The 17159-nt window shown below is 51.8% G+C and carries 12 protein-coding genes; 2 read left to right on the forward strand and 10 right to left on the reverse strand.

The features are described 5' to 3' along the window. Positions 1 to 412: 412 nt before the first annotated feature. On the reverse strand, positions 413 to 2740 hold the full coding sequence (gene helD / locus OYT88_RS07450; RefSeq protein WP_274399020.1) for an RNA polymerase recycling motor HelD: 2328 nt from the start codon (positions 2738 to 2740) through the stop codon (positions 413 to 415). Between the two features lie 699 nt (positions 2741 to 3439). On the opposite strand from helD, the gene OYT88_RS07455 reads away from it, so the two are divergent. Then, positions 3440 to 3859 (forward strand): hypothetical protein, encoded by a 420-nt coding sequence (locus OYT88_RS07455; protein WP_274399022.1) that lies wholly within the window; start codon positions 3440 to 3442, stop codon positions 3857 to 3859. An 84-nt stretch (positions 3860 to 3943) separates the two neighbouring features. Here OYT88_RS07455 and OYT88_RS07460 read toward each other — a convergent pair whose 3' ends face one another. The 3 genes from OYT88_RS07460 to OYT88_RS07470 all read right to left on the reverse strand — a co-directional run bounded on the left by OYT88_RS07460 (position 3944) and on the right by OYT88_RS07470 (position 6901). Then, positions 3944 to 4276, reverse strand: a complete 333-nt coding sequence (locus OYT88_RS07460) for a CHY zinc finger protein (protein WP_274399025.1) — start codon at positions 4274 to 4276, stop codon at positions 3944 to 3946. 188 nt (positions 4277 to 4464) lie between these two features. After that, entirely contained in the window at positions 4465 to 6261 is a 1797-nt protein-coding gene (locus OYT88_RS07465; protein ID WP_274399026.1) for a carbon starvation CstA family protein, read from the reverse strand. A gap of 196 nt (positions 6262 to 6457) precedes the next feature. Next, a complete protein-coding gene (locus tag OYT88_RS07470; protein ID WP_274399027.1) occupies positions 6458 to 6901 on the reverse strand; it encodes a LytTR family DNA-binding domain-containing protein in 444 nt (147 codons plus the stop codon). A gap of 202 nt (positions 6902 to 7103) precedes the next feature. Between OYT88_RS07470 and OYT88_RS07475 the strand changes: the two genes are divergently transcribed. Then, complete coding sequence (locus OYT88_RS07475) at positions 7104 to 7583, forward strand: hypothetical protein (protein WP_274399029.1); 480 nt, start codon at positions 7104 to 7106, stop codon at positions 7581 to 7583. Between the two features lie 566 nt (positions 7584 to 8149). Here the strand turns inward: OYT88_RS07475 and dhaM are convergent. From dhaM to OYT88_RS07505, 6 genes are all read right to left on the reverse strand, one after another. Then, positions 8150 to 8521, reverse strand: coding sequence for a dihydroxyacetone kinase phosphoryl donor subunit DhaM (gene dhaM / locus OYT88_RS07480; RefSeq protein ID WP_274399031.1), 372 nt, complete (start codon positions 8519 to 8521; stop codon positions 8150 to 8152). Beyond that, positions 8514 to 9104 carry a dihydroxyacetone kinase subunit DhaL gene (dhaL, locus tag OYT88_RS07485; protein ID WP_274399033.1) on the reverse strand — a complete coding sequence of 197 codons (591 nt, stop codon included), beginning with the start codon at positions 9102 to 9104 and terminating at the stop codon, positions 8514 to 8516. The genes dhaM and dhaL overlap by 8 nt, the downstream gene beginning before the upstream one ends. Positions 9105 to 9118: 14 nt before the next feature. After that, a complete protein-coding gene (dhaK, locus tag OYT88_RS07490; RefSeq protein ID WP_274399035.1) occupies positions 9119 to 10108 on the reverse strand; it encodes a dihydroxyacetone kinase subunit DhaK in 990 nt (329 codons plus the stop codon). 1084 nt (positions 10109 to 11192) lie between these two features. Continuing rightward, positions 11193 to 11675, reverse strand: coding sequence for a Cys-tRNA(Pro) deacylase (gene ybaK / locus OYT88_RS07495; RefSeq protein WP_274399036.1), 483 nt, complete (start codon positions 11673 to 11675; stop codon positions 11193 to 11195). A 35-nt stretch (positions 11676 to 11710) separates the two neighbouring features. Continuing rightward, the gene (locus tag OYT88_RS07500) at positions 11711 to 14446 is read right to left on the reverse strand and encodes an MBL fold metallo-hydrolase (protein WP_274399037.1); all 2736 of its coding nucleotides are present in this window, start codon (positions 14444 to 14446) and stop codon (positions 11711 to 11713) included. 786 nt (positions 14447 to 15232) lie between these two features. Further along, on the reverse strand, positions 15233 to 16234 hold the full coding sequence (locus OYT88_RS07505) for a PTS sugar transporter subunit IIC (RefSeq protein ID WP_274399202.1): 1002 nt from the start codon (positions 16232 to 16234) through the stop codon (positions 15233 to 15235). Positions 16235 to 17159: the final 925 nt, after the last annotated feature.

Here is a 17159-nt window from a genome sequence, read left to right on the forward strand (position 1 = left end):
CCGCGCTCACTTCTGCCGTGTAACGGACTGTGTTTTTTTAGTTGAAAATGCCTGCAAAGGCGTCCGTGCAATGCCGGAAAACCGGCCGGGTGTCGGGCCGACGGCAGGCTCAGAGCCTGCCCCGATTCGCAGATCGCGTCGTGCTGAAAAACGAGCGGGCAGACCAAGGCCTGGGCAGGCCCTTTTCGGCGAAAAGCCTTTTTAAACAGGTTAAAAATCCGAAAACCGCTCTGACGGCTGATCGCTTTTTCGCGCGGGCGGCCCGGACCCGGCATTTGTCGGGCTCCCTTTATTTGCAGCCGCCGCTCCGATTCTTCGGATCAGGCTGTTTTTTATTCAGGGCTATTATGTAATCAGGTAAAAGGAAGCGGGCCTGCCGCCGTCCTGCCGATTCAACATTGACCCGTCGTTTTCAGCCTTCCGTCTCCCTGACATACTTGTCTTTCGGCACGCCGTTCAGAAAATGCGTCGCTTCGCCGGAAGAAAGCAGAACCAGCTCATGCATCGCACGCGTGCAGGCCGTATAAAAAATCGTCCGCTCATTTGGCCGGTGGAAATTAGCCGCAGACGCGTCATTGACGATCACGGCGTCAAATTCGATGCCTTTCGCCAGATAGGCCGGAATAATAATGAAGCCCTTGTCAAACTGATAGGTCGCCTGAGTAACCAGCCTGACGCTGATTTTATTTTTCAGCCGCGCATAAATAGCCTGGCATTCCTTCATCGTTTTACCGATCAGCGCAAATGTTTCAAAACCTGCATTCTTGAATGATGCAATCCTGTCAAGAATAACCGCCTCTTTCCGGCCGTCGCGGATAGCGACCCATTCGGGCAACTTTCCGCTACGCTCAAACGGTTCAATTTGATCGCCGCCGGGTACCAGATGGCGGGAAAAATCCATGATTTCTTTTGTGGAACGGTAACTGCGCAGCAAAGTCAGCTTCTTAACCTCCGCACGATTATAAAGATTCTCCGACAGCATGGTCTCTTCGGCGAAACTCTGCGCATAAACGGCCTGATTCAAGTCGCCCAGAATCGTCATCCGGCTTCTCGGAAAAGCCGCCTGCAGATAGGCCAGCTGCACGGGGGAATAGTCCTGCGCCTCATCAATAATCAAATGGCGGATTTCCTGGTTCCCTTTCCTGCCCTGCAGTTTTTCTTTCAAATAAAGGTAAGGAACGGCGTCCTCCCATGGACAGTCGCCCTCTTCGAAACGCATCCGCGTGGCACGGCAAATCGCCGTCCAGTGCTCCGGAACGCACTCGTCGTCGTGGTCGTGGTAAAAAATTTCACAGTACACCTTCTGGCTGTTGACAAACTCAAGCTGCTTGATCCGGCGGCGGATCGGCTTAATCCGGCGATTCATCACGACCTTGCGAAGCATCTGCTCTTCACGGTCATAGTCATCAAATGTTTCTTCGCTGAATTGTCTTTCCTGCTGCAGCTTCTGAAAGATTTCCGCGTAATCCGACTTATCGAGAAGTTCGCCTTCTTCCAGCACCCAGTCCTTCCTGCGCTCCTCCTTCACAAAGACGGCAATCCGGCGCAGCAGCCAGTCGCGGACGTCTTCCATCCGGTTTAAAATGGACTGTTCGCGCGGCAGCGAATAGAAAAACCTTTTGATGGCCTTCCCGGAAACAATCGTCTCATCGCGAAACACAATGTCGCGAAAAATCATGCCTCCAAATTTCAGGCGCTCCAGCCAGCGGTCGAGCAGCCGTTTATAGGCAAGCGATGCCTTAAAGCGGATCCCCTCCGTCCGGGCACGGTACGCTTCACTCTCTTCCATTGTCAGACAGGCCTCCGTCTGATCAAACGGATTTTCAAGCTGAAGATCGCGCCCGATCTTCTCTTCGATAAAATCCTTAAAGGTTGTCTGCCGGACATTCTCCTCGCCGAGCTCGGGAAGAACCGTCGAGATGAAGCTGCTGAACAGCGGATTCGGCGAGAAAAGGAGCATGTTATCGGAACGGAGCGTTTTCCGATAGCGGTAGAGCAGGAACGCCACACGTTGCAGTGCCGCCGATGTCTTGCCGCTCCCGGCCGCCCCCTGAACAATGAGATAGCGGTCTGTCTCATTGCGGATAATCTGATTTTGCTCCTTCTGAATCGTCGCGACAATGCTCTTCATATGCGTGGATGCCCGGCCGCCCAGCATCGCCTGAAGCAGCCCGTCGCCGATCGTCAGTCCGGTATCGAACATACCGTCGATCTGCCCGCACCGGATGATAAACTGACGTTTCAGTTTCATTTCGCCTTTGATTTCTCCGTCAATCGAATCAAATTTAGCCGGACCCGGAGCATAATCATAGTACATGCTTGAGATGGGCGCCCGCCAGTCATAGATCAGGAATTTCTCATTGCGGGCATCCATCAGCGACCCGATGCCGATATAGAGTGGCTCCGTCTTCTGTTCGCCTTCCTCCTGAAAGTCGATCCGGCCGAAATAAGGCGAATCCTGAAGGCGGTACAACGTTTTCAGCTCCCTGTCCATCTGCCCGTGACGCCGCTCGCGCTCGGACAAAAGCTCGGCCTGCTGCTTAATGCTCGCCTGTGTTTCATAAACATCATCCATTTCGTCGAGATTGACCGTCACGTCTTCCCAGAAATTCTGGCGAAGATCAACGATGCCTTTCCTGACTGCCCCTTTTTCCCCGGTTATTCCGGAAATTTTCGAGCTGATGACGTCAACCACTTCATTTATCCGATTTTGCTCTTTTTTTCGCTCATTCTGTACCATGAAAAACACCTCTTGTTCCTGTAAAAAGTCATCCGATTGCAGCGGCGTTCAGGAGGCCGGAAAACATTCACGATATTCCGTGTCCGTGTTTCCCGGCGAACAGCCGGCGTTTGCGAACGCCGGCCGGCCAACTGAATACACGAATGCAATGTCAGTCCCTTTCCCTTCGGCCGGGCAGAGAAAGCAGGTTTCTTAATTCTGAAGATCGGCCGGTCAGAATCGATCTTCCATTTCACCATTTGCTATTGACAAAAGGGTACACATATGATATGTTGAAGTTTGGCTTTTTATGGTTTTTTCCTTCTATTGAGTTTTAACTATATCATGCTTAATCAGAAACTGCAATATTCAGTTGTTCCCTCAGACAGTCGTTTCTCTTCTTATTTTAGAACAGTTATGTTTTGTCGTTATCGTTTTAATAAAAAAGAATCATTTTACAGTTTGGGCAAAAAGAGATAAGCTAAGCATGAGAGCACCGGAAAAATTCATGCCTTTGATAAATGTTAATTAGACGATCAACAACCGGCACCGGCAAAGCAGGCGGGACGGCAAGGCTGCAACGGCTTTCCTATCCCGGATTTTTGGTAAACCTTAACTTGTAGGGAACCGCTTTTCCGACTGATGTTCTTCCATGAATGATGAAAGGGATTATTGCACGCACTCACGGACATAATTCTAAAGAGAGAGGGGCGGTTTCCGATGAAATGGAAAGGAGATGATCATGTGGTGAAAATGATCAGCAGTATACAGGATCTCAAAAATGCGCGGACGGATATTGAAGACTTCAGGACAAACTATCCGGACACGTTCTACCGTTTGCTTCATCTTGTGAATTTTACCCGTCAGCTGCAGTTCAAATATGAATATTTGTGCGGCCTGATGCTGGGAAATGAAAAATTTGCCGCCCGTTTTGCTCCTCATTTCGTCCAGCGATCCATCATCGATCTGTACAAAAGCGAGATCGAAAAAATCAACAAGCATCCGCAGGGTCTGCAGGCTCTTGAACGATTGATGAGTGCCCACGGGGAAATCGGCTATGAGAATTTCTGCCTGCTTGTCCGCGGCAAAACGCCGGAAGAAATCAAGGGCATTTATTCGAATAATAAAATTCTCAACTGATCCGTCGATTGTTGATAAGGCTCTTCCTTCCCGCCAGGCGCGAATGAAGCGCTTTTTTTGATCTTTATTTTTCGGCAGACGGCTTCAGCCGTGCTTTTCCACATCAAAGTAAAGCGGAGCATGCAGGGAGCACTTCGGGTTAAACAGTGCGCCGCAGTTCGGGCAGCGGAAACCGCCTGTCAAATATTCGTTAATCGTCAGTTCATGACCGCATGAACCGCACAGAATCGCCTTTTCATCGAACCGGCTGCGTTCCCAGACTTCCGCCGGGTGACCGGCCAGTGCTTCATGGCATGAGTAACAGGCATAATAGGTGCCGCAGCATTTAAACTTGATCGCGATGATATCCTTTTCTGTGTGGTAATGGACACAGCGCGTCTCTCCGTCCATCCCGACTCCCTGCACCTTCTGATTCATCCCGATGCTCCTCCCTCTTTCCGATCGATCTCTTTAGTTATTTTCGCATCTTCGTACCGGTTGCTGTCCTTTCCTCAGCAAACAGAGCATCCCTTTTCAGACGGCCGGGTGCGCGGCGGTCTGAAGGAAGTATGTAAAGAGCGGCCAAAGAGCGGATATTTTGTCTCCGGCCGCAGGCAGTACAGCCGTCAGCCGACGGTCAGCTCCTCTATATCGACGCGCGGTTCACGCCACATTTCCAGCCATTTTTTGATCGCGGTCACCATGATCACGAAACCGAGAATGAGCATGACGATGGACAGGATCGCGTTAAGCAGGCTGAATCCGGAAGCGGCGCGATTCAGGTAGACATGGGTAATCATCCAGTATCCGGCTACGTTTACCGTCACATACAGATAGGCAAGCGGAATCAGGCAGGTCAGCATATAACGCCTTTTAACGGCGATTTTCAGAACAAATGTGGCGCCGACAATCAACCCGATGGCCGCCATTAACTGATTGGAGACGCCGAAGAGTACCCAAATCGACCCAATATTGCCCGAGAAGAGCAGATAACCCCACAGCAGGCAGGCGAGAGCGCTTGCAAAAATAGAACCCGGCAGCCAGTCTGCTTTTTTCAGAGGAGCATAGAATTCACCGAAAAAGTCCTGAATCAAATAGCGGGCAACACGGGTCCCCGCGTCAACTGCCGTCAAAATGAAGACCGCTTCGAATAAAATGACAAACTGGAAGAAATAAGGCGCGAGGTGGCTGAACCACTGAATACTTGTGAAAATATAGGTCATGCCGACAGCAAGTGTCACGGCGCCTCCCGGCCTGCCGGCAAGACCCAGTCCGATCTCATGGTCCAGCTGCGGCAGATTGACGACGTTCATGCCGAGTGTCTTAAACACGGCCGGCACAGAATTAATCGCAAAATAATCGGCCGGATGAAGCGCTGTCGCAGCGATCAGCGCCATAATACCGACCAGGCACTCTACCAGCATTGCTCCGAAAGCGACCATTTTGATATCGGTCCAGCGATCGATCATCTTCGGCGTGGTTCCCGAACTGACAAAGGCGTGGAAACCCGAAATCGCTCCGCAGGCAATCGTAATGGAGATAAAAGGCCAGACCGGGCCGCCGATGACCGGACCGCCTCCGCCCGTAAACTGTGTCAGTGCCGGCATCCGAATCATCGGGTTAATGATAAAAACGCCAATAATCAGCGCGGCAAAGACGCCGATTTTCATGAAAGAGCTCAGATAATCGCGCGGTGTCAGCAACAGCCAGACCGGCAGGGCCGCCGCGAAAAACGCATAGACGGGCAGCAGAACGGACAAGGTTTTCACGTCGAGCGTCAATAAATGCCCGAGCGCCGTGTGCTGAATGTACGGCCCGGCAAAGACGGCCAGCAGGATAAAGAGAAAACCGACCGCCGAAGCCATTTTCAGGTTGCCGCTTTTGCGGTAATAAAGGCCGACCGCCATCGCGATCGGGATCGTCATGGCAACGGTGAATACGCCCCACGGATTGTTCGTGAGCGCATTGACGACGACCATTGACAGGCCCGCCATGGTGATGGTGATAATCAGCAGCATGGAAAGCCCGGTGCAGAATCCGGCCACCGGTCCCATTTCCTTCTTGGCAACTTCCGAAAGCGATTTCCCGTCATGCCGCATCGATGCATAGAGAACGACCAGATCGTGTACGGCTCCTCCGACCACCGCTCCGATCAGAAGCCAAAGCAGGCCGGGAAAATATCCGAACTGTGCGGCAAGAACCGGACCGACAAGCGGGCCGGCCGCAGCAATGGCCGCAAAATGATGCCCGAAAACAACCCATCGGTTCGTCGGAACATAATTTTTTCCGTCCGCAAAGGCATGGGCCGGTGTCACTGTATCATTGTTTAAACGCAGGACCTTGTTTGCCATAAAAACTCCGTAAAACCGATAGGCTATTGCCAAAATGCAGATCGAGCCAATCACAATGGTAATCGCACTCACTTTTCTTGCCTCCTCCGTTCATTTTCGGACCTCGGACGTCAGCTTTTCTCAATTGTAAGGGAAAACGGTGTCTGATCGTACAATGAGCGGATAAAAAGCCGCTACCCTGTTTTGAAAGAGCGGAACGGCCGTTTGAAATACATTTTTGTTATATAACATGTATGTTTGTTATATAACAATCAGGCCGAAAATTTTCCTAAAGTCTGAACCACATTCTTAGATTTTTCGCGTAGTTCCGGCTGACCGGAACCTTGTCTCCGTTTTCCAGCATCAGATTATAGGTTGAATTGAACCATGGAGAAATTTCCGTCACCGCTTCGAGGTTCACGAGATAAGCGCGGTGCACGCGGACGATGCCGCTCTGCGGCTGCAGCCTTTTTTCCAAAGAGACGAGTGTCTCGTTTACAGTCATTTTTTTCTTTCTCAAAGCAACGACCGTTCTGCCGCGGTCCGCGCCGATGTACATAATATCGGAAAAAGGAACAATCAGGAACCGTTCATCTGTCGCAATGGCCAGCTTCCGCAGCAGAGGGATATTTCTCTGCATCTGATCCCCGCGATTCATTCCTCCGTTTTCCGGCAGAAAGGAGATCGGCAGGCCCTTTTCCGGCCGTCCCCTGTCTGCCAATGATTTCACCATCGTTCATTCCCCCGTTTTTCTATAATATTCATGGAACCCATCGCCGCCTTCAGCGATTGAGATATAAGTCACACTTTCATTCTATCATGAATACGTTTTCAAATTCATGCCCGCGCACTCCATTCTATTGTGTACTATGCTAATATTAATCTATAAAGCGGCCTTTTTCGGTGCCGACATTTACTGATAAGGAAGATGTCTTTTGAACACAATCCGCCGGCTCATCCTGCCCAATATCATTTTTCCGGTGTTCATGTTTTATTTCTCGCCGCCGCTCCTCGGCCTTGCCGCCGCCGCAAGTCTGATCATCGACGCGGCAGTCATGTTTGTCATTCTGCTTTTTTTTCATATAAAAATAAAGAACCGGCTCGGCTTATTGATGGCCCTTTGGGGAATCGGCATGGCCGCAGATATTTTCGCGGCACTCCTGCTGATGCTTTCCGGGAAGAACGGAAGCCCGCTTTCTCTGAACCTTATTGACTTTTACTATATTTATACCTCGCCGCTCAGCGTGGCGCTGTTTTGTCTGGTCATTCTGATCTCTGCCGTGCTGACATACCGGCTTGATTTAGTTCTGCTGAAAAAAAGGATGAGCACAAAACAGGCAAAGCGGATGGCACTGCTGTTTGCCGTCTTCACCGCTCCCTATGCTTTCCTGATCCCGACCAGCTGGCTTGTGTAAGCCCGCATACGGCGGTTCTTAGCTATTTATGGGGAGCTTTCGGAAATCAATCGGCGCGGCGCTGAAAGGCGGACTCCCCCGGCAGCGGCCGATCAATCAAGACAATCAAGACAGCCGGGGTTCCTCGGTTAGCCGATCTTCCGGGGCAGTCGCGCTGGAACCTGTATCTCTTCGGCTGAAGGAAAAAGCCTGTTTTCTCTGATCAGAGAAAACAGACTTCATGTACAAATAAAATGACGCATGCTTGCATACCGGAAACTCCCGGAGACCGGTTCCATTCGGCGCGGACGCTTTCGGCTGAGAGCTTGACGATTCTCATCCGAACCGTTCCGCGGCTTCGGCGTTCACCGCCGGCGCTTTATGTCCGATCGGGATCTGGTTTGCGAGCCCTCTTGCGCCCCGGCGGCCGGCAGCAGCCTCCCGGACGGGCGGTTCATCGAAAGTCCGGCTGCTTATAAAAGATTCAGACGGCTGCAGCGTGCCGATTACGGATTTTGCAAATCAAAGGCCTGCACAGAAATTTTTAAGCCGTACTCAGGAAATGCTGCGGAATAACCTTATGTCTCCTATTTCACCTTCAGCGGCTCCAGCTGTTTCAGAATTTCGGGATAAGAGACTTTCGCATGAAGCAGGGCGGCCGCCGTATAAGCGCCTTCGATGAAAGCCGTATCAAATATTTCGATTTTCTTGTCTGATACTTCCGCGACCATGTCCAGATTCATTTTCGAACTGCCCAGATCATAAAACGCCAGCAGACTTTCGCCGGCATTCTCGCGGACGGCCGCCTGAATTTTATCGAAACTTGTTCCGACACCGCCGTCATCCGTGCCGCCGGCTGTTGTGAGCGCCACATCCGGAGCAACTTCTTTTAATAGTCGGCTCAGGCCTTCGACAATCTGAGCGACATGCGAGACGAGCAGAACTCCGTAATCACTCATCGAGAACGCCTTCTTCAATCAACGATTCAAACAGCAGGCCGCTTGAGGCGGCTCCCGGATCAACGTGCCCGATTGAACGATCGCCCAAATAAGAGGCCCGTCCTTTTTTCGCCTTCATCGGTTCGGTTGCCTTCACCCATCCGTCAATCCGTTCCCGGTTCAGCTCTTTATTTTTGGCCGCATCAACAGCGGGAAGCCACACGTCAACCATTGTCTTGTCTCCAGCCTCCGCTTTTCCGCGTTTCCGAATGCCTTCCAGCCCTGCCTCAAGCACAGCCGGTACATCCGCGGATTCTCCGCCCGCCTGTTTCGCCATCCCGATAAAAGCAGAACCATACAAGGGACCCGATGCTCCGCCGATCTTGCTTAACAGGGCCATACCCGCCGTTTTCAAAACATCCTGCACTGTATCGAAGGCTTTCTGCTCAAGAGCGGTTTTCATCGCCGCCGCTCCCCGTGCCATGTTTGCTCCATGGTCGCCGTCGCCGATCTTCTGGTCCAGTTCGCTCAAATAGTCTTTGTTTTTTTCAACCTTCTGTCCGAATAGATTCAGCCATGCGATCGTCTTTTCAACCGTCAGCATCTCTCTCATCCTCCTTACCACGCAATGGTCGTTACCGGTTCCTGAAGCCACTTCAGCCACTGTTCCTCTTTCAGCCGGATCATCGTCAGCGAGATGCCCGCCATATCGAGCGACGTCATATAATTGCCGGCTTTCTTAAAGACAATGTCCAGTTTTTCTTCTGCCAGCAGCTGCCGGACATCATTGATAAAAACATACTGTTCCATCAGCGGAGTCGCCCCCATCCCGTTAACGAGGACACCATAGCGGTCGCCGCTCTGCCAGTTGAAGTTCTTTTTCAGCTGTTCGATCAGTTCCGATGCCATTTCTTTCGACGATTTAATCTTCTCGCGGCGATAGCCCGGTTCCCCATGGATGCCGACCCCGTATTCGATTTCGTCCTCCGCCAGTTCAAATCCCGGTTTGCCGACTTCGGGTACCGTGGCCGCAGAGAGGGCGACGGCAATCGTCTTAATCGAGGGAATCAGCTCTTCGGCAAGCGATTTTAATTCTTTAAGCGGCAGGCCCGCTTCCGCCGCCGCACCGATAATTTTATGAACGAGTATCGTTCCGGCAACGCCGCGCCTTCCCGCCGTGTAAGTGCTGTCTTCGACGGCAACATCATCATTGACAACGATGTGATCGACCGGGATGTCTTCTCCGGCCGCCAGTTCTTCGGCCATTTCAAAATTCATCACATCGCCTGTATAATTTTTGATGACAAGCAGAACGCCGGCCCCCTGGTTCGCATGTTTAATGGCTTCGAGAATCTGATCGGGTGCAGGTGAAGTAAAAACAGGTCCGGCCACCGCAGCAGCCAGCATGCCCTTTCCGACAAAACCGGCGTGCGTCGGTTCATGGCCGCTCCCGCCGCCGCTGATCACGGCTACTTTTCCATCCGATCGATACGTTCTGGCGATCACTTGCGTTCCCGGCAGACGTTCGACGATTGCGTCATTTGTAAAAGCGAGGCCGTCCAGCATTTGATCAACAATGTTTTCCGCTTCATTCATTATTTTTTTCATTTTCTCACACCCCTTTTTTCCTTTTTGTACAAGTTTTCTGTTTACTTAAAGCTTATCACGAAAGCGATTTCAGTTAAATAGACCCAAAAATATTTTTTCTCAAAAAAGCAGGCATGATTCAAAAATTAATACATGCCTGATTCGACGTTAAAAATGAGCGGATGATCCCATCCTGTTCGATAGGAGGCGCGTCCGGCGGGTCCGTGCCCGTCGCAGCCGGTCCCGGACCGGATTCGGCTGTCTTATGCTTTTCAGTCTGAAGAACAGCCTATTTAAGGGACGGTGCTGCTTTCGATTATTCCATATACTGAGTATCCCCCCGGCTGATGTATCTAACCGGACCGCCGCGTGCATCCGGCATCCGCTCATCTGCAGGGCGGGGACATCCGCCGTTACCTGCCGATGCCAGACGCGGCATTGGCTGACAGCAGCGCAGATAACAAATGCTCTTGAATGATCAAAAATTACATGAGTACTTGGACCATACAAGCTTAGTAAAAAAAGCAATTCTTCTTTAACACTTACATTCCCGGTTTTTTATACCGAAGCCATGAAAATCCGGATGTTTAAGATATTTTGGGACCATTAGTAACCAATTATACCAATGAGGAAGAGGTGTTAAGCTGAAAATCCCTTACTGATGCGCCAACTTGTTATAATTTCCCGGAAATCCAGGTTAATAATGAATAAAACTTGCTAAAAATAAAAATGCCCGTTTTTTGCGGGTGTTATTGACGCCTGATTTTAGCCAGGCAAGCACAAAAAGGAAAAGACTTTTATACGAAAAAGCGGTCCATGACTCATACTCTCGTTGAGTCATGGGCCCTATTGATTTGCTCCGATGCAAGCATGCTTTTGGGGCAGACTCTGCCTTTTATCTGCTGATTCAGCTCCGCCATTTTATAATGATATCGGATGCGCGCCGATGTCCCGCGTTCATGAGCCTGTCACGCCCGGGTAAACGCCATATAAGGATCCGAAACGCATGGTTGGCCGCCGGCAGCTGATTCCTGAGACCGGACTTCCTGAAAAAAGCAGCGCGCTGCCTGCAATCTCAATATATATTAAGGCTGTCAGCTAAGGATTACTTGATGATCTCATGCAGTTCGGCATGAGCTGCCTTGACCAGATCATCGACAGCCAGGATGATCTGCACGCCTTTTTTCCCGCCGCTGACCACAATATGATCGATCGAACGGGCAGAGACATCAATCACCGTCGGATAGGCTTTTTTCATGCCGACCGGGGAACAGCCGCCGCGCACATAGCCGGTGTGCTTCTGAATATCCTTCACATGGATCATTTCAACGCGCTTCTCCCCGACGCTTGCGGCTGCTTTTTTCAGATCGAGTTCTTCTGCCACAGGGACGACAAAGACATAAAATTCACCGCTGTGACCCTGTGTCACCAGCGTTTTATAAACGGTTTTCGGATCCTCGCCGACTTTCTTCGCAACGGAAACGCCGTCAATCAGCCCGTCGCTGATGTCATAAGTCTGAGTCCCGTACTGTATTTTTTCTGAATCAAGGATTCGCATTGCATTCGTCTTTACTTTGGATTTTGCCATCAAAACCATGCTCCTTATTCTTTCATCCGCATCTGTCAGCGAACGAGAACGGACAGCCTGTAGCCAGTCCGCTCCTCAATCCGCCCGCCTACCCGCCGCACTTCTTCTTCAGGGGGCTTTTCCGGAAGCTTGACCGTCAGCAGCGCTTCTCCCGGGTGCAGAGACGGATTTTTCTGAAGGCCCCAGTCCTCGGGAATCAGTTCCGAGGCTGCGCGGATGATCTCATTCTGTTTCGGATTCTTCGCGAAAGTGATCGGCAGTCCCGTCCGGTAGGACAATTCTTCCATGTCCGCCGTGTGCCGCATGGCGACTTCCGGTGTGATAAAATGCACTTCCATATAGGCGAGTCCGTTCCGCTGTTTCATACTGGCCTTGTAAATCGTGATACCGCGATCCGCCGCCCAGACTTTCGCTTCATGGATGGCCTCATTATTTTCAAGCCGCGGGGACGGCGTCTGCGCCCTGAAGAATTCCGGCGGAACACCGCGCCGTTCCTCAGCGTCCGCCAGGGCGGGCGATTCATCTTTGAACTGCAGCGTGAATCCTGTTTCCTTCTTTATTTTTTCGGCGATCTCCCCGCCGTTTTCCGGACATTTAATAGGAAGCGACACACATTTTGTATCGAGATAAATCGACGGCGAAACAGATGTGCCGAGCGATTCGCCGATCTTTGCCTGCAGAAGATCCGTACGGACAGAATCGGAAAAAGCAGCCGTCCATCCGGTCGCATCTTTTATTTTCCCGGACAGCCTCTCCCGTTCCTCAGGGCCGACCGTGTCGGGAAAATCAAAATAGAGCGTGATACGCTCGTCATCCGTTCCCAGCCCGTCGGCTCCGCAGCGGATAAAGTGCGGCTGATCGGCCAGCAGTTCCCTGATTTTATCCATCGCCAGGGTCACGTTCATTTTCAGGCCCTGGACGGGCAGCGCAGGACCGGCCAGCAGACGCCGGCTTTCCCGATCGATCCGGTAACGGGCCGTGCCCTGATTCAAGGTTCGGAAACGATCCGGCAGCGCCTGCAGGACAAGCGCCGCGGCAAGTCGCTGCTTCAGATCGGCTTCCGGAAGGCACATTGATACCATTTCCGCGAATGTCCGGTTTCCTTCCTTCGCCCTCTCCCAGTCTATTTTTTTTATAAACGGACGGGCAAAGGCAAACACTTCGCCGGAATCGCTTTGCAGCTCGTCAAAGGAGCGGTTCCAGCGTCCGACTGTTTCGGCCGTCTGATCCGGGGACAGCCGGATCTGCTTCCCTTTCGGTGTCTGGCAGATCAAAGAATGTGTCCTTCCGTGAACGCCCGTGCACAGCGCCAGATGAAGCGGCTCGTCTTCTTTTTTCCGATACAGGATCAGGGAGCCCACTTTTTCCTTCAGGGCCCGGTCCGGGCCGCGCTGCGGACCGCCGCTGCGGATTTCCCGGCCGGATGCGCTTCGGCTGAATGTGTAGGCTTCTCCATTTTCCGATAAAATCGGGCAGTAGCGTTTTTCGATTCTTTCGTTTAATGCAGCGCGGGCCTCGTCATCACCGTGAACGAGCAATGTATGCGCCGGACGGACCGTATCGATAAAGCGGTTCAGCTCCCCGGCATCGCCGTGGGCGGAAAGGCCGTATTTACCGACCCGGCATTTTACGGAGTGAACCGTCCCGTTCAGTTCCAATTCATCGCTCTCACCTTCAGCCAGATTGAGCAATTTTCGGCCCGGACTTTCCTCATCCTGGTAGCCGGTGATAAAAATGGCATTCTGTGCGCCGCCGATCAGCCTCTCTGCATACCAGACGCTGGCACCGCCGATCAGCATCCCCGACGAGGCGATGATACAGGCGGGCTTTCCCTGCAGAACCCCCTCACGCTCTTTCGGCTGCACAGCCGTACATCGTCCTTCAGTGAGAAACGCATCGCCGTTTGTCCGAATACGATGGGCCACGGGACCTTTAAGAAATTGCGGGTAGCGCCGGTAGATTTTACTGATCGGCGTCACCAGCCCGTCGACATAGATCGGAAATTCCGGAATCAGCCCGCGGTCCATATAGTCCTGCAGGATCAGCAGCACTTCCTGAGCCCTGCCCAGGGCAAAAGCGGGAATCAGTGCAAAACCGCCGGCTGCGATCACCTCGGCGACATTATCTGCAAGCCTTTTTTCCTCCGTATTGCGATCTGAATGTTCGCGGTTCCCGTAGGTGGATTCAAGGATCAGTGCATCCGGGCGCGTGCCGGCCGGCACCTCCGCCCCGGGAATCGTCCGGCCCGCCTTGAAACTCAGATCTCCGCTGACGAGCAGTTTTTCGCCGCCGCCTTCAATCAGAAACATCACCGCACCCAGAATATGGCCGGCCCGGTATAGAGTCACCTTTGCATCACCGAACGTTATCGTTCCGCCGGCAGGAAATAAGCGCACGGCCCGAAGCGTTTCTTCCATCTGCTCCTTCGTGTACGGAATGAGCGAACGCGTTTCCAGACAGCGCTGTTCCATGATTTTAAAAGAATCCCTCATCATGATCTGCATTAAATCGGCGGTAGGCGGTGTGGCAAAAATCGGAGCTTTCGGATAGAATCGGTGGACAATCGGCAGCGCGCCGATGTGATCGGCATGTGCATGGGTCACGAGTACCGCCTCCGGTTCGCCAAGATTGTCCAGCATTCCGAATGCCGGAAGCAAATCGTCTCCGTGCACGCGCATGCCGGCATCGATCAATAAATCGGTTTCGCCGATATGTACATGCAGACAGGAAGCGCCGATCTCGCTGCCTCCGCCAAGAATACTCACTTTCATCTCTATCTGCCTCTTTCTGGATCGCTTATCTTTCTCTTAATTTTAACACAGCTCCTTCTTCATCAGAAATGCACCTTTTCTCATTTCAGCGAAGAGGCCGGCACCCTGAGGAGACCGTTTATTCAAAAGGCAGTATCACTTTTTATCCCGTTTCCGGATGATCTGTCGGCCATCTCTTCCAGCAGGCGTTTCATGCCCGAAGCGGAAGGGGCCTGTAAGTTCCGCCAGACGAACGGCTCTATTTGTTTTAAATTCAAATAAACTGTGGTATTCCGTTTCACGAGGATCGGCCCTTTAGAATCGGGTTCTGCACGATTTTGATTTGCCGGGAAGAGCCCTCTTTCTCAAAGAATAAGCTCACATGCCTGCTGCGCCCGGTGTCCTGCAGGTTCGTTCACGGCAGCAGTCGGCAGCGGAACTTACAGGCTGAACGATCGCCTGCAGATATTTTACTCACACTTTTCCGAAGTGCCGCTTCTCAGACGGCGCCGCTCGGGCGAGAGGCTCCTTGGCGGCCCGGTTGCTTGTTTGAATCCTGTAACGCCTGGTATGCGGAAATGCCGTTTCCCCCGGCAACGGCCCTCAGCGCTTTTACCCGCCCGCGGCGTGTCCATGAAAAAAAGCCCGCGCGGGACGGACTCTTTTTCTCTTTATACGCTCTGTTTTCAGCGATTCTGTTTTCATCCTTAACTCTTTTTCTCTTTTATTTTTTCGAATAGGTATTTCGATGAGCGGACTTTCCGGCATACATTCCGCGCCGTCCTCAGAACGCGCAGCTGCCGGTTCTCATTGAACTTCCAGATGCAGGTCTCTCTCTTTGACCCAGCCGGCAACTTTAATGGCCCGATAAAGCACCAGTGTGATGACCGCCGGGATCAGGACACCGGATACAATAAAGATCATCAATCCGCGAACGCCCTGGACAGCAAGAATGTTCAACGGAGCGATCAGCGAGCTGAGGCCCAGGCCGCCCAGTTCGTAGGGCACTTTAAGACCAAGCAGCATCGTTGCGATCGGGGCACTCACCATTGCGGCGACGAACGGGGGAATAATCAGCTTCGGATTCTTGACCAGATTCGGGAACTGCACTTTCGGCGTCACAAGGGCCTGCGCGAAAAATCCGCCGAAATCATTTTCTTTGAACGACATCACCGTGAAACCGACGAACTGAACCGTGCAGCCGATCAGGGCCGCGGCACTGGACACAGGGTCAAGCTGCAGGGCAATCGCCAGTGCGGCTGAAGAGGCAGGAGACATCAGGAAAATGCTCCAGACAAGCGAAATGACCATCGATGCGATAAGCGGCGATCCCTGAACGGAGTGCGTGATCTGGCCGCTGATCCAGTTCAGCGAAGGCGTCACCACCAGCGCAAGGCCGTAACCGCAGATACCGCCGATCAGAACGGAGAAAAACGGAATGGCCATGATATCGAACTTGGTCCTTCCGGTGATTTTTTTGCCGACAAATACGGCGATGACCGCCGCCAGCACACCGCTGACCGGTTGTCCGGTCGTAATTGTGAAGACCTGGGCCGGCGTTGTATGGACCAGCTGAATCGCATTGGCACCGACGGATGCACAGGCCATGGCCGCAAACATGGTCAGTGTATTGCTCTTCAAAGCATAAGCCACACCGGCCCCCAAAGCAGGGGCGAGCAGCACTTTCGCCGCACCTCCGATGGTCTCGAAAGGCATGAATCCCGTGAATTTGGCAAGCGTCTCAAAAAGCAAGCCGACGCCCAACGTGACCAGAATGGCATAGGCAATGCCTCCGGAAACGGCGTACATCCGATCCATGAAATAATCCTTGAAACTCTGTTTATCCGCGGTTTTCGCTTCCCGCCTTTGGGGATCTCCCTTCTTGTTCGCTTCTTCTTTTTCTGATTTCATTGTCTGCTCATCCTTCATCCTTTTTCGCTCCCTAATAAATTCTATTTTTTAAAAATTCGGATGCTGATTGTGTTAATTGCTTTATGCTAGTTTAATTGGAATAATCGAAATATTTAAATTAAAAGGCCAACAAAAAAACCTATCCGTGAAACGCGGCGGATAGGCGCTGTTTTTGCGATTGCCTGAGCGCCTATTCGTTGAAGATGATAAGCCGGACTCAAACAATGCCATTCCAGAGAAACGGTTTTGTTTCAGCCCTTCATGTGCGCAAACGCAAAATAATTCGAATCAAGCCTTTCACTCGTATGCTGTTCACGACCTGTTCCATTATTCTCACTTCCCCCAAAACTTAATTTTTTTGTGATTGACATTGATATTATCAGAGTTTGTTTAAGTTGTAAATAGTATTTTAACATTTTCTCTTTAAAATTTTCTGCAAACTAAAGTGCGACTGTGCGGCTTTCAGACATCTCATCTCTCCCGACTTTAAGGCTGCACATCTCGATAACACGAAAAAGGCCGGCACATGTCCGGCTCCGGCGCAAACAGCACTATTCAATTTATTCATATAGATCGTCCGCCCCTGGAAACGTCACAGACAAAAACGCGCCCCGTCCGTATTCTCGATGGCGAGGCCCGGTCCGGACAATGGTCGTGCCGGAAGCGGGATATGATCCGCAATGTCGGTCTGTAAAGAAAAGGGCCGGTGCCTGTTAGAAGTCCTTTTCCCCGTTCTGATTATTCACATTTATCGATTTGGGCACACCGACCGAAAAACGAGGTACATTGACCGATAAAATTGCCGTGACGACCGATAAATGAG

The organism is Sporolactobacillus sp. CQH2019, assembly GCF_028765345.1.
Taxonomy (GTDB): domain Bacteria; phylum Bacillota; class Bacilli; order Bacillales; family Sporolactobacillaceae; genus Sporolactobacillus.

Bases quoted from the DNA above. Each gene is read 5' to 3' on its own strand.
- helD (WP_274399020.1), bottom strand. From the start codon at position 2,740: ATGGTACAGAATGAGCGAAAAAAAGAGCAAAATCGGATAAATGAAGTG.
- OYT88_RS07455 (WP_274399022.1), top strand. From the start codon at position 3,440: ATGAAATGGAAAGGAGATGATCATGTGGTGAAAATGATCAGCAGTATA.
- OYT88_RS07460 (WP_274399025.1), bottom strand. From the start codon at position 4,276: ATGAATCAGAAGGTGCAGGGAGTCGGGATGGACGGAGAGACGCGCTGT.
- OYT88_RS07470 (WP_274399027.1), bottom strand. From the start codon at position 6,901: ATGGTGAAATCATTGGCAGACAGGGGACGGCCGGAAAAGGGCCTGCCG.
- dhaM (WP_274399031.1), bottom strand. From the start codon at position 8,521: ATGAGTGATTACGGAGTTCTGCTCGTCTCGCATGTCGCTCAGATTGTC.
- dhaL (WP_274399033.1), bottom strand. From the start codon at position 9,104: ATGCTGACGGTTGAAAAGACGATCGCATGGCTGAATCTATTCGGACAG.
- dhaK (WP_274399035.1), bottom strand. From the start codon at position 10,108: ATGAAAAAAATAATGAATGAAGCGGAAAACATTGTTGATCAAATGCTG.
- ybaK (WP_274399036.1), bottom strand. From the start codon at position 11,675: ATGGCAAAATCCAAAGTAAAGACGAATGCAATGCGAATCCTTGATTCA.
- OYT88_RS07500 (WP_274399037.1), bottom strand. From the start codon at position 14,446: ATGAAAGTGAGTATTCTTGGCGGAGGCAGCGAGATCGGCGCTTCCTGT.
- OYT88_RS07505 (WP_274399202.1), bottom strand. From the start codon at position 16,234: ATGTACGCCGTTTCCGGAGGCATTGCCTATGCCATTCTGGTCACGTTG.